The 14946-nt window shown below is 74.8% G+C and carries 17 protein-coding genes; 9 read left to right on the top strand and 8 right to left on the bottom strand.

The window, feature by feature from the left end; genetic code table 11:
• The first annotated feature begins 112 nt into the window (after nt 1–112).
• The 3 genes from A0J59_RS13570 (at nt 113) to A0J59_RS13575 (ending at nt 4070) form a co-directional block, all read left to right on the top strand.
• The gene (locus A0J59_RS13570) at nt 113–2104 is read left to right on the top strand and encodes a penicillin-binding transpeptidase domain-containing protein (RefSeq protein ID WP_255365214.1); all 1992 of its coding nucleotides are present in this window, start codon (nt 113–115) and stop codon (nt 2102–2104) included.
• A gap of 144 nt (nt 2105–2248) precedes the next feature.
• Nucleotides 2249–2320, top strand: a complete 72-nt coding sequence (locus tag A0J59_RS22650) for a putative leader peptide (RefSeq protein WP_369799778.1) — start codon at nt 2249–2251, stop codon at nt 2318–2320.
• Nucleotides 2321–2720: 400 nt separating this feature from the next.
• On the top strand, nt 2721–4070 hold the full coding sequence (locus A0J59_RS13575) for a dicarboxylate/amino acid:cation symporter (protein WP_064316497.1): 1350 nt from the start codon (nt 2721–2723) through the stop codon (nt 4068–4070).
• An 83-nt stretch (nt 4071–4153) separates the two neighbouring features.
• Here A0J59_RS13575 and A0J59_RS13580 read toward each other — a convergent pair whose 3' ends face one another.
• The 3 genes from A0J59_RS13580 to A0J59_RS13590 all read right to left on the bottom strand — a co-directional run bounded on the left by A0J59_RS13580 (nt 4154) and on the right by A0J59_RS13590 (nt 6620).
• Nucleotides 4154–4465, bottom strand: a complete 312-nt coding sequence (locus A0J59_RS13580; protein WP_047231767.1) for an SHOCT domain-containing protein — start codon at nt 4463–4465, stop codon at nt 4154–4156.
• Between the two features lie 161 nt (nt 4466–4626).
• Nucleotides 4627–5292 carry a response regulator transcription factor gene (locus A0J59_RS13585; RefSeq protein WP_047231768.1) on the bottom strand — a complete coding sequence of 222 codons (666 nt, stop codon included), beginning with the start codon at nt 5290–5292 and terminating at the stop codon, nt 4627–4629.
• Nucleotides 5289–6620 (bottom strand): sensor histidine kinase, encoded by a 1332-nt coding sequence (locus A0J59_RS13590; protein ID WP_064316448.1) that lies wholly within the window; start codon nt 6618–6620, stop codon nt 5289–5291. Before A0J59_RS13590 ends, A0J59_RS13585 begins: the two co-directional genes overlap by 4 nt.
• A 206-nt stretch (nt 6621–6826) precedes the next feature.
• On the opposite strand from A0J59_RS13590, the gene A0J59_RS13595 reads away from it, so the two are divergent.
• From A0J59_RS13595 to A0J59_RS13605, 3 genes are all read left to right on the top strand, one after another.
• Nucleotides 6827–7426: a carboxymuconolactone decarboxylase family protein gene (locus A0J59_RS13595; protein ID WP_047231769.1), complete on the top strand. Its 600-nt coding sequence runs from the start codon at nt 6827–6829 to the stop codon at nt 7424–7426.
• The gene (locus A0J59_RS13600) at nt 7423–8295 is read left to right on the top strand and encodes an RNA polymerase sigma-70 factor (RefSeq protein WP_047231770.1); all 873 of its coding nucleotides are present in this window, start codon (nt 7423–7425) and stop codon (nt 8293–8295) included. Before A0J59_RS13595 ends, A0J59_RS13600 begins: the two co-directional genes overlap by 4 nt.
• 64 nt (nt 8296–8359) lie before the next feature.
• Entirely contained in the window at nt 8360–8956 is a 597-nt protein-coding gene (locus A0J59_RS13605; RefSeq protein ID WP_064316449.1) for a VanZ family protein, read from the top strand.
• A gap of 9 nt (nt 8957–8965) precedes the next feature.
• On the opposite strand, the gene A0J59_RS13610 is transcribed toward A0J59_RS13605, so the two are convergent.
• The 3 genes from A0J59_RS13610 to A0J59_RS13620 form a co-directional block, all read right to left on the bottom strand.
• Nucleotides 8966–9448 carry an SRPBCC family protein gene (locus A0J59_RS13610; RefSeq protein WP_047231772.1) on the bottom strand — a complete coding sequence of 161 codons (483 nt, stop codon included), beginning with the start codon at nt 9446–9448 and terminating at the stop codon, nt 8966–8968.
• A gap of 133 nt (nt 9449–9581) precedes the next feature.
• The gene (locus A0J59_RS13615; RefSeq protein ID WP_144425402.1) at nt 9582–10043 is read right to left on the bottom strand and encodes a hypothetical protein; all 462 of its coding nucleotides are present in this window, start codon (nt 10041–10043) and stop codon (nt 9582–9584) included.
• A 135-nt stretch (nt 10044–10178) separates the two neighbouring features.
• Nucleotides 10179–11108 carry an NADP-dependent oxidoreductase gene (locus A0J59_RS13620; protein WP_047231774.1) on the bottom strand — a complete coding sequence of 310 codons (930 nt, stop codon included), beginning with the start codon at nt 11106–11108 and terminating at the stop codon, nt 10179–10181.
• A gap of 189 nt (nt 11109–11297) precedes the next feature.
• Here A0J59_RS13620 and A0J59_RS13625 point away from each other — a divergent pair, with 189 nt between their 5' ends.
• Nucleotides 11298–11678: a TraR/DksA C4-type zinc finger protein gene (locus tag A0J59_RS13625; RefSeq protein WP_064316450.1), complete on the top strand. Its 381-nt coding sequence runs from the start codon at nt 11298–11300 to the stop codon at nt 11676–11678.
• A 3-nt stretch (nt 11679–11681) separates the two neighbouring features.
• On the opposite strand, the gene A0J59_RS13630 is transcribed toward A0J59_RS13625, so the two are convergent.
• Together A0J59_RS13630 and A0J59_RS13635 are read right to left on the bottom strand one after the other, a co-directional pair.
• Complete coding sequence (locus A0J59_RS13630; protein WP_053369189.1) at nt 11682–12101, bottom strand: hypothetical protein; 420 nt, start codon at nt 12099–12101, stop codon at nt 11682–11684.
• 133 nt (nt 12102–12234) lie between these two features.
• Nucleotides 12235–13509 (bottom strand): amidohydrolase, encoded by a 1275-nt coding sequence (locus A0J59_RS13635; protein WP_047231777.1) that lies wholly within the window; start codon nt 13507–13509, stop codon nt 12235–12237.
• An 87-nt stretch (nt 13510–13596) separates the two neighbouring features.
• On the opposite strand from A0J59_RS13635, the gene A0J59_RS13640 reads away from it, so the two are divergent.
• Both A0J59_RS13640 and A0J59_RS13645 read left to right on the top strand, forming a co-directional pair.
• Nucleotides 13597–14199 carry a hypothetical protein gene (locus A0J59_RS13640; RefSeq protein WP_156533029.1) on the top strand — a complete coding sequence of 201 codons (603 nt, stop codon included), beginning with the start codon at nt 13597–13599 and terminating at the stop codon, nt 14197–14199.
• Nucleotides 14200–14240: 41 nt separating this feature from the next.
• Nucleotides 14241–14936, top strand: a complete 696-nt coding sequence (locus A0J59_RS13645; RefSeq protein WP_064316452.1) for a Pr6Pr family membrane protein — start codon at nt 14241–14243, stop codon at nt 14934–14936.
• Nucleotides 14937–14946: the final 10 nt, after the last annotated feature.

Here is a 14946-nt window from a genome sequence, read left to right on the forward strand (position 1 = left end):
ACGTGAAGAAGCCGGGGACGAACCGGGCCGGTTCGTCCCGAGCGTCCGGGACGTCCGGGGGGTGGGGTAGCGTCCCTCCCGTCCCGAACGGCACGGAGCAGGGGAGCAGCGAGTGAGCAGCGTCGCGCACGACCACGGCCGGACGACCACGCAGGGCCGGCCGCGGGTCCGGCACCGGGCCGTGCGCTGGGCGAGCGCCGCGGCGCTCGCCCCCGTCCTGGCCCTCCCGCTCGCGGCCTGCACGCCCGACCGGCCGGAGGCGCAGGACGCGGCGGACGCGCTCGCGCAGGCGATCCAGGCGGGCGACGTGAGCGGGCTGGAGTTCCGCAACGGCGCGGCCACGGACGTCCAGAGCCACCTCGAGGCGGTGCTCGAGCCGCTCGCGCCGTACGAGCGCACGGTCGAGGTCGAGACCGTGGACCTCGTGGAGGAGGGCGACGACGCGGGCGACCGCGCGACGGCGACGCTCGCCTACCGCTGGGAGGTCGCGGGCGAGCAGGCGTGGGAGTACACGACGACGGCCGAGCTGTCGTTCGCGGAGGCGGCGGACGGGGAGGACGGGCCCGGGGCGTGGGACGTCGTGTGGGAGCCGGACGTGCTCGTCCCCGAGCTCGGCCAGGGCGACCGGATCGCGGTGAACCGCGTGCCCGCCGTGCGCGCGGGCATCCTCGGTGCCGACGACGTCCCGATCGTCCAGGACCGGCCGGTGTACCGCATCGGCGTCGACAAGACGCTCGTCGCCTCGGGCGCGTGGGACCGCGCCGCACGGGAGCTCGCCGCGGTCGTCGGGCTCGACCCCGAGGAGTACGCGCAGCGCGTCGCCGGGGCGGGGGAGAAGGCGTTCGTCGAGGCGATCACGGTGCGCACCGAGGACACCGCGGGCGTGGACGTCGACGCGGCGCGCGGCGTCGACGGGGTCCGCGTGGTCGACGACGAGCTGCCGCTCGCCCCGACGCGCGAGTTCGCGCGCCCCATCCTCGGGCGCGTGGGGGACGCGACGGCGGAGATCGTCGAGGAGTCCGAGGGGGCGATCGCCGCGGGCGACCAGGTCGGTCTCTCGGGCCTCCAGCGCCAGTACGACGAGCAGCTCCGCGGTGTCCCGGGCCTGTCGATCGAGGTCGTGCCTGGCGAGGGCGACGGCGACGGCGAGGTGACCGAGGTCTTCTCGGTCGACCCGGTGGACGGCACGCCGCTGAGCACGACCCTCCGGCCGGACATGCAGGTCGCGGCCGAGGCGGTGCTGGCGGGGCAGGGACCGAGCGCGATCGTCGCGATCCAGCCCTCGACGGGCGCGGTGCTGGCCGCGGCGAGCTCGACGGCGGGCGAAGGGCTCTCGACCGCGACGACCGGACAGTACGCGCCGGGCTCGACGTTCAAGGTCGCGACGACGCTCGCGATGCTGCGCGCGGGGCTCACGCCCGACACGACGGTCGCGTGCCCGCCCACGATCTCCGTGGACGGCCGCGAGTTCCAGAACGTCCCGGGCTACCCGACGGCGGCCCTCGGCGACGTGCCGCTGCGCACCGCGTTCGCCAACTCGTGCAACACCGCGATGATCGGGCAGCGGGACACGGTGACGCAGCAGGCGCTGCACGACGCCGCGGCGTCGCTCGGGCTGGGCGTCGAGTCCGAGCTGGGGGCGCCCGCGTTCTTCGGCGACGTCCCGACCGACTCGCAGGGCACCGAGCACGCGGCGTCGATGATCGGGCAGGGCAAGGTCCAGGCCTCGCCGCTCGCGATGGCGACGGTCGCGGCGAGCGTCGCCGCCGGGCACACGGTGTCCCCCGTCATGGTCCACCCGGACGTGCAGACCGTCGCCGACGAGGAGCCTGCGGGCACCCTCACGGAGGAGGAGGCGACGACGCTGCGCGGCCTCATGCGCGCCGTCGTCACCGAGGGCTCGGCGTCCGTCCTCCAGGACCTCCCGGGCGAGCCGGGCGCCAAGACGGGCACGGCCCAGTACGGCGACGGCAGCCAGTCCCACGCGTGGATGATCGCGACCCAGGGCGACCTCGCGGTGGCGGTGTTCGTCGAGACGGGCGACGGCGGCGCCGTCACCGCGGGCCCGCTGATGCACGCGTTCCTCGACGCGCCGAACGGCTGATCGTCGCTCTCCTCCGGCGTCCGGAATAGGACCGGGCGCCGGGTGGTTGACCACGACCGGGTATGATCGGTTGCCGCGGGCGTCGATCTGCCCGCCTCGTCAGCGAGAACCCACCGTTCCGGGAGAACCTTCGTGTTCGTCAGCGTGCCTGCCTGGCAGCTCACCCAGCGCCGCGACGTCGACCTTCGTCGAGTCGCCAGCGCGCTGTGTCGCTGACCCCCCGTCGCCGCTGACGCCTCTCCGCCTCCGCACACCCGTCAGGACCCCGGGTCGCCTCGCGACCTGAGCCGCTGACGCGCGTGGCGCGCCCTCGCCGTCGGGCCGCGGGTCACCTCTGTGCCCTGCATCCCGCCCCGGGCCGCGCTGCTGCCGGCGCCCCGCGACGACGTCCCGAGCCCCTCTCCCGAGAGCGGGCGCTCGTGCGCCCGCGTCACCCCCCGAAAGGTCCCCTGTGTCCTCGACCCCCTCGTCGGCCGTCTCCAAGGCCGACCCGCAGCAGGCGAGCCAGGCCCCGGCCTCGGCGCCCGCGAAGAAGAAGCGCCGGTTCCCCTCGTTCAGCGTCCAGATCCTGCTCGGCCTCGCGGTCGGCGTCGGCCTCGGTGCGGTCGCCCTCGCCATGGGTCCGCAGGACGCGGCCGGCGAGGTCCCCAACGGCCTGACGACGACGCTCGACACGATCGGCTCGTCGTTCGTCACGCTGCTCAAGGCCGTCGTGCCGCCGCTCATCTTCACCGCGATCGTCGCGTCGATCGCGAACCTGCGCACCGTCACCAACGCCGCGCGCCTCGCGGGCCAGACGCTCCTGTGGTTCGCCATCACCGCGGCGATCTCCGTGGCCGTCGGCATCGGCCTGGGCCTGCTGTTCCAGCCGGGCAACCGCGCGTCGGTCTCGCTCGACGCGGCGTCCGAGCCGGGCCGCACCGGCACGTGGCTCGACTTCCTCAACGGCCTCATCCCGGGCAACGTCCTGGGCCTCGGCGCGAGCACGCAGGTCGAGGTGACCGACGCCGGCGCGAGCGCCAGCACGTCGGTGAACTTCAACGTCCTGCAGATCCTCGTCGTCGCGCTGGTCATCGGCATCGCGGCGCTCAAGTCGGGCAAGAAGGCGGACCCGTTCCTCGCGTTCAACCGCTCCGCGCTCGCGATCGTGCAGAAGGTCCTGTGGTGGATCATCCGCCTCGCACCGATCGGCACCGCCGGCCTCATCGGCTACGCCATCGCGGCGTACGGCTGGACGTCGCTCGCGTCGCTCGCGTGGTTCGCCGTCGCGATCTACGTCGGCCTCGCGGTCGTGCTGTTCGTCGTCTACCCGATCCTCCTGCGCACCAACGGCCTGAAGATCTCGAGCTACTTCAAGGGCGCCTGGCCCGCGATCCAGCTCGCGTTCGTCTCGCGCTCCTCGATCGGCACGCTGCCCGTGACGCAGCGCGTCACCGAGCGCAACCTCGGCGTCCCGAGCGAGTACGCGTCGTTCGCCGTGCCGCTGGCCGCGACCACCAAGATGGACGGTTGCGCCTCGATCTACCCGGCCATCTCGGCGATCTTCGTCGCGCAGATCTTCGGCATCGACCTGTCGATCACCGACTACCTGCTCATCGCGTTCGTGTCCGTCGTCGGCTCCGCCGCGACCGCGGGCCTCACCGGCGCGATCGTCATGCTGACCCTCACGCTCTCGACCGTGGGCCTGCCGCTCGCGGGAGTGGGTCTGCTGCTCGCGATCGACCCGATCCTCGACATGGGCCGCACCGCGGTCAACGTCGCGGGCCAGGCGCTCGTGCCGACCATCGTGGCCAAGCGCGAGGGCATCCTCGACCTCGAGCAGTACGAGGCCGCCAGCGCGGAAGACCTCTTCGTGGACGAGGACGACGACGCGTCGTCCGAGGCGACCACCGAGGCCACGGCACCGGCCAAGACCGGGGAGTCCGCGCCGTCGGGCGCCAAGGAGCCGGTAGGCGCCCCCGCCTGACGCCGAACACGCGCTCACGCGCTGTCGAACACGACATGGGTGCCGTTATCCACGGGATAACGGCACCCATGTCGTTCTCGGCGTCAGGGTTGGGGGCGATCCTCGCGCAGGACCGTGAGGCGGGAGCGGTACTCCTGCTCGTCGATCTCGCCGCGTGCGTACCGCTCGCCGAGGATCGCGACCGGGTCAGGGCCCGCCGTCCGCCACGCGCCGGGGCCGCCCGGGCCCCAGCCGCGACGCGCGCGGCGGGCGATCAGGAAGATCACGGACGCGAACAGCAGGAACCACAGCAGGGGGAAGACGAACCACCACGGCCCGGGCCCCCAGCCGGCGTGCGCGACGTGCGCGACGGCCTCCGTGGGGACCACGGCGGCCCCGGTGAGTGCGGTGAGCATGACGACCTCCGGTGTCGGTGCACCCCGCCGGTCGGCGGGGGCGGCCGCGATCCGGCCGCACCTCCAGGCTTCCCGTCGCCCGACGCCGCGTCGTCACCCGCGCGTGCCGACCTCGCTCGTCCCGTGGTGCCGGTCGGCCCCGTGGCGCCCTGGGAGGATGGTCAGCCCGCCCAGCCGGGGCGCACGAGCCCGGACTCGTACGCCGCGACGACGAGCTGTGCGCGGTCGCGCGCACCGACCTTGGCCATGACCCGCGACACGTGCGTCTTCACGGTCGACTCCGACAGGTAGAGCGTCCCCGCGATCTCGTCGTTCGAGAGCCCGCCCGCGACCTCGACGAGCACCTCGCGCTCGCGCGGCGTGAGCTCCTCGACGCCGCGCACCGGCCCGACGGCGCGCGTCGCGTCCGCGACCCGCGACAGCAGGCGGCGGGTCACCGTGGGCGAGAGCAGGGCGTCGCCGCGCGCCGCGACGCGCACCGCCCGGACGAGGTCGACGGGCTCGGTGTCCTTGACGAGGAACCCGCTCGCGCCGCCGCGGATCGCGTCCGTCACGTACTCGTCGAGCTCGAACGTGGTGACGACGACGACGTGCACGTGGGACGCCGCGCGGTCGGCGACGATCCGCCGGGTCGCCTCGAGCCCGTCGAGCCCGGGCATCCGGATGTCCATGAGCACGACGTCGGGCAGGTGCTCCAGCGCGAGCCGGACGGCGTCGTCACCGGTCGCGGCCTCGGCGACGACGCGCATGTCGTCCTCGGAGTCGATGAGCGCACGGAAGCCGCCGCGCACGAGCGCCTGGTCGTCGGCCAGCACGACGTCGATCATGGTGCCTCCTCGCGCCGCGGCGGTCCGTCGTCGGAACGCCGGGTGGTGCTCGGCCGGGGCGTGGCGCCCGGCCAGGGAAAGACTGCCCGCACGCGGAAGCCGCGTCCAGCGGTGGCGGAGCCCGCTCCTGGTCCCGGAGCCGGGCCGGGCACCGGTCCCGCCACGAGCGACCCGTGGGCGCTCTCGACGCGCTCGCGCATGCCGCGCAACCCGTAGCCGGGCTCGGGGTCCGATGCCGCTCCCGTGCCGTCGTCGGTGACCGTCACGGTCACGCGGCGCGAGGCGTGGTCCCCGTCCGCACCGGCGTCGCCCAGGTCGGACCGGAACCCGCCGCCCGCGTCGACGGCGACGCGGACGTCGACGTGCGTCGCGCCGTGCGCGTGCCGTCGCACGTTCGTCAGGGCCTCCTGCACCACGCGGTAGACGACCCCGACGAGCCGGTCGGGCAGTTCGGCGGCGGCGGGGTCCACGGCGAGCGCGACCGTGAGCCCGCCTCCCTCCGCCTGTCGCACGAGCCGGGGGAGCGCGGCAAGGTCCCACGTCGGGGCGAGCGGGGCGCCGTCGTCGCTCGTGGGGCGGTCCGCGCGCGACTCGCCTCGGACGACGCCGAGCACGGCCCGGACCTCGTCGAGCGCCTCGGTGCTCGTCGTGCGGATCGCGGTGAGGGCGCTCCGGGCCTGGTCCGGGTCGCGGTCGAGGAGGTGCAGCCCCACGCCGGCCTGCACCGTGATCGCGGAGAGCGAGTGCGCGAGGACGTCGTGGACCTCGCGCGCGATGCGCAGCCGCTCGTCCGCGACGGCCGTGCGTTCTCGCTCGGCGCGCGCGACCTGCTCGGCCTCGCGTGCGGCGGCGATGCGGCTGGACCGGTCCCGAATCGCGCCCGCGACGAGCAGCACGACGACCGTCCAGGCCGCTCCGCCCAGGAGCGTCGCCCGCGGCGGGGCGTCGGGACGCAGGGCCGCGGCCGCGACGACGGCACCCGCGAGCAGCACGGCCCCGCCCCAGGCGACGCGACGCCCGCGCTCCGCGGGCCCGCTGAGGAGGACCCCCACGAGCACGCCGACGGGCCCGGCGAGCGCCGGTCCCCACGCGTACCCGGCGACGAGGAAGACGCCGACCGCCGTGACGGACACGAGCACCGCGACGACCGGGCGCGGCACGAGGAGCACGAGCGCGAGCGGCGACACCAGGAGCAGGGCGACGGCCGCGAGGTCGAGCGGCCGCGCGCCCGGCTGCCCGTGCGTTGCGCCGACCGACCCGGCGACCGAGACCACCGCGAGCACCACGGCGAGGAACGCCCGGGGGCGGCGACGGTCGAGCGGGCCCATGCGTCGCACGCTACGCCGCGCACGGCCGGGCCGCGTCCGACCGGGGTGCCGGCCGCCGTCGTCCCGGGGTGCCGTCCGCGGGCGGACCACGCCCCCGAGCGATCCGGTCCGCCCGAGGTGTCACACGAGAGGCCCCGCCGGTGTCTCATGCCCGACACGTCCCGTCGGCACGACACGGGAACGACACGAGACACGCAGGAGGAGACATGACGACGCGAGTGCCGCCCACCGAGGTCACCGGGCTCTACGGCTCCCTGGTCAAGCGCGCGACGCGCTCGATGTTCGGCGAGGTGCCGGAGTCGATCGGCGTGCTGTGGCACCATCCCGCGGTCTTCAAGGACCTCATGGGCGTGGGCCGGAAGTCCGAGAAGTGGGACCGGCTGGACCCGAACCTCGCGACGTTCGCGCAGATGGCGTCCGCCGCGACGGTCGGCTGCGAGTTCTGCCTCGACCTCCACTACTTCCGGTCGCGCAACGAGGGCCTGGACGAGGTGAAGGCCCGCGAGGTGCCGCGCTGGCGCGAGTCCGCCGTCTTCACGCCCGTCGAGCGTCGGGTGATGGAGTACGCGGAGGGGATGAGCCAGACCCCGCCCGTGGTGACGGACGAGCTCTCGGCCGCGCTGCTCGACGACCTCGGTCCGGCCGGGCTCGTCGAGCTCTCGGCCCGGGTGGGCCTGATGAACGCCACGGCCCGCTCCAACGTCGCGCTCGGCATCCGGTCCGAGCAGTTCGCGGCGTCGTGCGGCCTGCCGCCCCTCGCTCCCCGGTCCGTCGCGGCGGCGCCGGCCGTAGGGTCGGACGCATGAGCGACGACCCCTTCGTCCGCCACCGCAGCCTGCTCTTCACCGTCGCGTACGAGCTCCTCGGCTCGGCCGCCGACGCGGAGGACGTCGTCCAGGAGACGTGGCTGCGGTGGGCGGACGTCGACCACGCGCAGGTGCGCGACGCGCGCGCCTACCTCGTGCGGATCGTCACGCGGCAGTCGCTCAACCGGCTGCGGACCCTGGCACGGCGCCGGGAGGACTACGTGGGCGAGTGGCTGCCCGAGCCGCTCCTCACGAGCCCCGACGTGGCCGAGGACGTCGAGCTGGCCGAGAGCGTCTCCATGGCGATGCTCACGGTGCTCGAGACGCTCGGCCCCACGGAGCGCGCGGTGTTCGTGCTGCGCGAGGTGTTCGACGTGCCGTTCGACGAGATCGCCGAGGCGGTCGGCAAGTCGCCGGCCGCCGTGCGGCAGGTCGCGCACCGGGCGCGGGACCACGTCGCCGCGCGGCGCCCGCGCGTCCGGGTCGACCGGACCGAGCAGGAACGGGTGGTCGAGCGGTTCCTCGACTCCCTCCTCACGGGCGACCTCCAGGGCCTCCTGGACGTCCTCGCGCCCGACGTCGTCGCGGTGGCCGACGGCGGCGGCCTCGCTCGGGCGGCACGCAGGCCGGTCGTGGGCGCGGACCGGGTCGTCGCGTTCCTGCTCGGCGGGCTGCGCAAGACCGCGGGGGCGCTGAGCGCGTCGGCGGTGTGGCTCAACGGAGCGCCCGCCGTGCGGATCGAGCTCGACGGCGTGCTCGCCGCGGCCGTGTCGGTCACGGTCGAGGACGGGCGGATCACGCGGTTCTACTCGGTCGTCAACCCGAGCAAGCTGGAGCGCGTCGACGCCGAGGCGGCGCTCTCTCGCTAGGCGGCCCAGCGGGCCCGCTGCCCGACGTGCTGCTCGCGCGCTGGTCGCCTGTAGCCTGCGTCCCGTGGCAACGCGCGATCCGTACGTCGGCCCCGGGCTCGTCGAGGAGCACGAGGGCCGCGCGGCCGACGGCGGCGCGCCCGCCCCGGCCCGCCCGGGCCGGACCGCGGAGCGCGTCGTCCTCGGGCTCTACGTCCTGGTGCTCGTGTGGGTCGTGCTGCTCAAGATCCACACCGGCGACCTCGGCGACCTCGTCGGCCGCCGGTCGGTCAACCTGGTCCCGATGGGTGGCACCGCCACCGGCGGCCTCGGCTCCCGAGAGCTCGCCGTCAACGTCCTCGTGTTCGTCCCGCTCGGCGTGCTCGTCCTCCTGGCGGCCCGGCAGCGACGCTTCGCCAGGATGCTCCTGCTCGTCGTCGGGGTGTCGGTCGCCTTCGAGATCGTCCAGTACGTCGTCGGCATCGGGGCCAGCGACGTCACCGACGTCCTCACCAACACCGCCGGCGGCCTCGTCGGCATGGGCGTCGCCTGGCTCGGTCTCCGTCTGCTCGGCGACCGCGCCCAGCGCTGGATCCTCGTCGCCCTCGTCGTCGCGCTCGTCACGTCGGCCGCGGGGTTCTTCACCTGGCTCCAGGCGACGGGCGTCCGGTTCCGGTTGTAGCTCTGCCGTCTATCCGGTCGGCTCGCGCACCGCGGCGAGCACGACGGGGTCGGCGCACCCGCGCGCGAAGCCCGCGATCCGGTGGTCGACGTCGCGCCCGAGCACCCAGGACCCGACGCGCTCCGCGAGCGGGGCGAGCCAGCGGGGGCGGCACCGGAACGAGTAGCGCCACGTCGCGCGCGTGCCGCCGGACGGGTCGGGGGCGAACCGCCACCCGCCCGCGAGGTTCTCGAAGAACCAGGACCCGCGGACCATGCGCATCCCGACGTTCGTCGGCGGGTTGTAGGAGACGTACTCGCTCACCATGGACAGCCCGCTGCGGTGCCGGGTGAAGGTGCGCACGCCCTTCGCGGGCGCGGTGGCGCCGTCGAGGAAGTACTGCCGCCGGATGAACGGGTCCCAGCGCAGGCGGACCGTGCCGGTCGTCTGCGAGACGGCGAACGCCGTCGCGGGGTCGACGGGGACCACGAGCGAGGACTCGACCACGGGCATGGTGGGATGCTCCCACGGTCGCCGCGACCCCGCTCCACGCCGAGAGGTCGGGTCATCCGTCACGGGTCACCGGACGCGCGAACGGCCCGCCCCTCGGTGAGGGACGGGCCGCCCGGACCGCGGCGCGGGAAGGTCAGGACGCGAAGGCGTACCCGGCCTCGGTGCACTGCGCGCGGAAGGCGTCGAGGGCCTCCTGCTGCTGCGACGCGTCGATCGTCTCGCCCTGCACGGCGGCCTCGAACGGGGCCTTGATCTCGTTGAGGTTCTCCTGGAGCTCGGGGTCCGCGAAGTTCTGGACCGCGGCGAGGCGCTCGCGCGTGGTGAAGATCGCGGCGGCGGCGGCCTCGTCCTCGGGCGTCTCGAGCAGCGGCGTCGTCTCGGTGACGAGGCGCTCGGCGGAGTACTCACCGCCGTAGAACATGCCGCACGTGGTCGTCACGGCGACGACGGCGGGCGTCACCTCGGGGGACGCCTCGGTCGTGGTCGTGGTCTCGGGGGTCGCCGCGTCGTCGCTCGCCGGGTCGGTCGGCGAGGCGCAGGACGCCAGCAGGAGGGCACAGGAAAGCGCCGCGGTAGCGGCAAGAAACTTACGCATGCTAACGATTTCACACTCTCGTGCACGCGGGGCGCAAGAAGATTCGCGCGCGGCACCCCCAGGAACGGCGGAATCCCGCGGTTCCCGACGCAACCTTGTGCCCAGCGTCACAACCTTCCGGGACGGAGGTCCCGGTCAGGGGACGTCGAGGACGACCTTGCCCCGGGCGTGCCCGTCGGCGACGAGCTGCAGGGCCTCCGCCGCCTCCGCCAGAGGGAAACGGGCCGAGACCTCGGCCCGGAGCCGTCCGTCCTCCGCGAGCGCGAGCACCTCGTCGAGGGCTCCCTTCGCGTCGACCTTGTCGACGACGCCCGCGGCGCGGGACGCGTCCGACCCGACGATCGTCACCGCGCTCGGCGGGTCGTCCGGGGTGGCGGGCGCCAGGTCCTCGCCCAGCAGGGCGACGGTCGCGGCGACCGTGTCCGCGGAGCCGACGAGGTCCACGACGACGCTCACCTCGTCCAGGCCGTCCGGGAGCGCGCGCACGGCGTCGACGAGCCCGGGCCCGTACGCGACCGGCGTCGCGCCCAGCCCGCGCAGGTAGTCGTGGTTCGCGGGCGACGCCGTCCCGACGACGCGTGCCCCGAGCGCGGTCGCGATCTGCACCGCCGCCGACCCGACGCCGCCGCTCGCGCCGTGCAGGAGCACCACGTCACCCTCGCCGACGTCGGCCTGGACGAGGGCGGAGAACGCGGTCGCCGCGGCGACGGGCAGCACCGCCGCCTGCTCGAAGGGCAGGGACGCGGGCTTGCGCCGGACGTGGTCGGCACGGACGAGCGAGAGCTCGCGCTGCGCGCCGGCCCCGTGCCAGACGACCTCGTCGCCGGGGGCGAGGTCGGGGACGTCGGGCCCCACGGCGTCGACCACGCCCGCGGCCTCGAACCCCAGCACGCCGGGCACCCGGCCCCCGAACGCGCCGGCGAGCCGCTTGAGGTCCGCGGGGTTGACGCCGACGACCCGGTTCGCGACGCGCACCTGGCCGGGCCCGGGCTCGCCGACGTGCTCGTCGTCGACCCGCAGCGTCTCGGGCCCGCCGAAGGCCTCGAAGACGACGACCGTGCTCATGCAGACCCCCTGTGGTCTCGCCGTCGGACGTCGGTCGCGCGCCGCGGGGGCGAGACCGCGCAGCGGGCCCGGGGGGAGCCGGGCGGTTCCACTCTTCCATCCGCCGACCGCCGCTGTCATGCGCCCAGCACGGTGAGGACTCCCCGTCCGGGACGGTTTCACCCCCTCCGCGACGTTGAGGGGAGCGAGATGACGACACCAGGAGACGGTCGACCACCCGGCCCCGACGATCCCGCGCGCGAGCGCCTGCTCGTCGTGCGCGCGGACGCCGTCGCGCGCCAGGAGGCGCTGCGCGCCGAGGTCGCGGGGATCGTCGAGGCGTCGCGCGACTCGAACGCGGACGACGAGCACGACCCCGACGGCGCGACCATCGCGTTCGAGCGGGCCCAGGTGGACGCGCTCGCTCGCGACGCCGCGGCGCGGGTGGAGGAGGTGGACGCCGCCCTCGCGCGCCTCGACGCGGGCACCTACGGCGTGTGCGAGGCGTGCGGACAGCCGATCGCGGACGGTCGCCTGGAGGCGCGACCGACGGCGCGGACGTGCGTCGCGTGCGCGGTGGTGGCTCGCTGAGGCTCAGCGGTCGGACGCGAAGTCCCCGCCGATCCCCGCCTGGGTCTCGAGCAGGTCGCCGGTGTCGCCGACGATCACCCAGTTCGGCCCGACCAGCGCGGCCTCGCCCTCCGCGGCGGGCGTCTCGGGCAGGAGCGCGAAGTACTCGGCCTCGTCCACGTCGTCGGCGAACACGGCCAGCAGGGTCGTGTCGTCGCACGCCCCCATCTCGGCGTCAGGGGTCCCGGTGTCCTCGGGGACGAACGACAGGCACGTGAGTCCCGCGGTCGTCGCGGACTCGTGGAGCGCGTCGAGGGAGTCGTAGGTGACGTCCTTCTCCCCGGGGCCGGGCCCCGAGCACGCCGCGAGGACACCGCCGACGGCGACGAGGCCGACGAGCAGCCCGGTGGCGCGGCGCGGACGCGAGGGGTCGAGGGTGCGCATGACTCGATGGTCCGCCGTCGTGCCGGGTCGCGCCACGGGAAGCCCGCGCCGGTCCGTCCGCCGCGAGGTCGACCCGCACGGCCGAGATCGACCTTCGGGGGGTCGATCTCGGGCCGCAGGGGTCGATCTCGGGTCAGGCGCGGAAGCGCTCGCCGCGCTCGACGACGCGGCCCGCGCCGCGGCCGTCGTTCGCCTCCCCGTCCCACGTGTAGACCTCGGCGCCCGTGATCAGCACGTGCTCGGCGCGCGACGTCACGTCCAGCGGGTCGCCCGACCACACGACGACGTCGCCGTCGAGGCCCGGGGCGAGCGCGCCGACCCGGTCGTCGAGGCCGAGGAACGCCGCCGGGTTGACGGTGAGCGCTCGCAGCGCGGTCTCGCGGTCCAGGCCCTCCTTCACCGCGAGCGACGCCTGGTGCACGAGGAAGTTGATCGGCACGACGGGGTGGTCGGTCGTGATCGCCACGCGCACGCCGGCGCGCGCCAGCGCCCCGAGGTTCGCGATGTCGCGGTTGCGCAGCTCGATCTTGGAGCGCGAGGTGAACAGGGGGCCGAAGATGACCGGCACGTCGCGCTCGGCGAGCACGTCCGCGACGGCGGCGCCGTCGGTCCCGTGGTTGACCACCAGCTTGTAGCCGAACTCGTCCGCGAGACGCAGCGCCGTCGCGATGTCGTCGGCGCGGTGCGTGTGCTGGTCCCAGTAGAGCTCGCCCGCGAGGACGCGCGCGAGGGTCTCCTTGGCGAGGTCGCGGTCGAACGGCTCGCCCTTCGCCTCCGCGGCGTCGCGCTTCGCGGCGTAGTTCTGGGCGTCGACGAACGCGGCGCGGATGACCTTCGCGACCCCGAGGCGCGTGGACGGCGTCTTCTTCTGGTCCCCGTACACGCGCTTGGGGTTCTCGCCGAGCGCCGACTTCACCGAGACCGCCTCGCGGATCACCTGCTCGTCCACCGTGCGGCCGCCCCACGTCTTGATCGCGACGGTCTGCCCGCCGATGGGGTTGCCCGAGCCCGGCTTCACGACGGCGCTCGTCACGCCGCCCACGAGCGCGTCGCGGAACCCCTCGTCCTCGACGTTGATCGCGTCGATCGCGCGCAGGGCCGCGCCGTTCGGGTCGGTCATCTCGTTCGTGTCGTTGCCGGCCCAGCCCTCGGCCTCCTCCATGACGCCCATGTGCGCGTGCGCCTCGACGAAGCCGGGCAGCACCCAGCGGCCCCGCGCGTCGAGCGTGGGGACGCCGTCGGGCACGACGACGTCCGCCCCGACCGCGGTGATGATCCCGTCCTCGACGAGGACGGTCCCGTTCTCGACGGGGTCCGCGGCGACGGGCACGACGTAGCCGTTCACGACGGCGACGCTGCGCCGGGTCGTGCGGGGCTGGTTGCGGGCGGGGGAGGCAGGGTTCGTCATGCCTCCATCATCGCCCGGGGCAAGTGCTCCGCGAACGGTGCCCACCGCGGCGCCCCTAGAGTGGTTCCCCTCGGACAGGGAGCGACGATGACCAGCACGACCAGGACCGTGGCCCGCCGCGCGACGCGCGGGCTGGGGCGCGAGCTCACGGGCATGCTCGTGATCGCGGCCATCGCGATCGGGGCCGCGCTCGCCGTGGTCGGGGTCTGGAAGTGGTTCACGACGACCCACGACGTCTCCCTGGCGCACGAGCTGAACCGGGACGGCGTCGCCGTCGAGGCGACGGACGCCGTCCTCGTCGTGGAGGGCAAGGCCGGTTCCGACGGCGTCCAGGTCGGCACCGTGACGGCGCGCGTCCCCGGGCTGCCGGACCCCGTGGAGCTCCGCGGGACGGACGGCGCCACGAGCGCGCAGGGCGTCGACCCCGCGGCCGTCGATCCCCCGGTCCACCTCCCCGCGCCGTCGGGCAGCCCGTACGCCGGGGTCTTCGCCGCCGTCCAGGACGCCGACGCGCCGGGGACCGTCATGGCGCGCTCCGACCTCGACCGCGTCGTGGCCGACGGCGCGGAGGACGCCGCGCGCAGCCTGCGGACCGCGCTCGTCGGCCTCGCGTGGGCGGGGCTGTGGAGCCTGGTCGTGTGGGCGGTCGTGGCGCGGCGACGGCGCACGCTGCGACGCGCGGACCACTAGGCTCCTGAGCGCACCACCGCACCGCGCGCGAAGGAGCTCGCATGCACGTCGTCGTCGGACTGTTCCGGCTGTTCCTCGTCGTCCTCGCCCTCGTCGGGACGCGCGCCATCTGGCGCGACGGAGACATCGAGGGGCTGGTCTACTTCACGAACCAGACGGGCTTCCTCATCGCCGTCGTGCTCGCGTGGGCGGGCGTGGCGTCGCTCCTGCGCCGCCGGCAGCCGCCGGGGTGGCTCAAGGGCGGCGTGACGCTCTTCGCCGCGATCACCGGGCTCGTCGCCAACCTCGTGCTCGCGCCCGAGGACCCCGACGCCCCCGCCGTCTTCCTCGGGCTGACCGACGGCCAGATCGAGCACGAGCTGCTGCCGCTCCTGGTGTTCGTCGACTTCCTCCTGCTCGACGCCCACCGGCGCCTGCGCGGCCTCGACGCCGCGCGCTGGCTCCTGTACCCGCTGGCGTACTTCGCGTTCACGACGATCCGCGGGTTCGTGAGCCCCGGCAGCGAGTACCCGTACGGGTTCGTCGACCTCGACGCGCTGGGGTGGACAGGCCTGCTCGTCAACGTCGTGCTCTACGGGGCCGGCTTCCTCGTGCTCGGCCTCGTCATCGTCGGGATCGACCGGCTCCTGCCCACCGGCCCCCTGATCGGCCGGTACGCGGACCGCTCACCGTCCGCCGCGTCGTCGGAGGCGGCGGGGGCGGCGGGCAGCCCGGACGACGCGCCCGCGTCGCGCTAGGGTGGCCGTC

Source organism: Cellulosimicrobium sp. I38E (genome assembly GCF_001647255.1).
Taxonomy (GTDB): Bacteria; Actinomycetota; Actinomycetes; order Actinomycetales; family Cellulomonadaceae; genus Cellulosimicrobium; species Cellulosimicrobium cellulans_E.

What these genes read in the sequence shown, in the direction of transcription:
- A0J59_RS13590 (WP_064316448.1), bottom strand. Translation starts at nt 6,620, where the DNA reads ATGGGCCCGCTCGACCGTCGCCGCCCCCGGGCGTTCCTCGCCGTGGTG.
- A0J59_RS13645 (WP_064316452.1), top strand. Translation starts at nt 14,241, where the DNA reads ATGCACGTCGTCGTCGGACTGTTCCGGCTGTTCCTCGTCGTCCTCGCC.
- A0J59_RS13620 (WP_047231774.1), bottom strand. Translation starts at nt 11,108, where the DNA reads ATGAGCACGGTCGTCGTCTTCGAGGCCTTCGGCGGGCCCGAGACGCTG.
- A0J59_RS13600 (WP_047231770.1), top strand. Translation starts at nt 7,423, where the DNA reads ATGAGCGACGACCCCTTCGTCCGCCACCGCAGCCTGCTCTTCACCGTC.
- A0J59_RS13575 (WP_064316497.1), top strand. Translation starts at nt 2,721, where the DNA reads ATGGGTCCGCAGGACGCGGCCGGCGAGGTCCCCAACGGCCTGACGACG.
- A0J59_RS13625 (WP_064316450.1), top strand. Translation starts at nt 11,298, where the DNA reads ATGACGACACCAGGAGACGGTCGACCACCCGGCCCCGACGATCCCGCG.
- A0J59_RS13585 (WP_047231768.1), bottom strand. Translation starts at nt 5,292, where the DNA reads ATGATCGACGTCGTGCTGGCCGACGACCAGGCGCTCGTGCGCGGCGGC.
- A0J59_RS13630 (WP_053369189.1), bottom strand. Translation starts at nt 12,101, where the DNA reads ATGCGCACCCTCGACCCCTCGCGTCCGCGCCGCGCCACCGGGCTGCTC.
- A0J59_RS13635 (WP_047231777.1), bottom strand. Translation starts at nt 13,509, where the DNA reads ATGACGAACCCTGCCTCCCCCGCCCGCAACCAGCCCCGCACGACCCGG.
- A0J59_RS13610 (WP_047231772.1), bottom strand. Translation starts at nt 9,448, where the DNA reads ATGCCCGTGGTCGAGTCCTCGCTCGTGGTCCCCGTCGACCCCGCGACG.
- A0J59_RS13580 (WP_047231767.1), bottom strand. Translation starts at nt 4,465, where the DNA reads ATGCTCACCGCACTCACCGGGGCCGCCGTGGTCCCCACGGAGGCCGTC.
- A0J59_RS13640 (WP_156533029.1), top strand. Translation starts at nt 13,597, where the DNA reads ATGACCAGCACGACCAGGACCGTGGCCCGCCGCGCGACGCGCGGGCTG.
- A0J59_RS13615 (WP_144425402.1), bottom strand. Translation starts at nt 10,043, where the DNA reads ATGCGTAAGTTTCTTGCCGCTACCGCGGCGCTTTCCTGTGCCCTCCTG.
- A0J59_RS13595 (WP_047231769.1), top strand. Translation starts at nt 6,827, where the DNA reads ATGACGACGCGAGTGCCGCCCACCGAGGTCACCGGGCTCTACGGCTCC.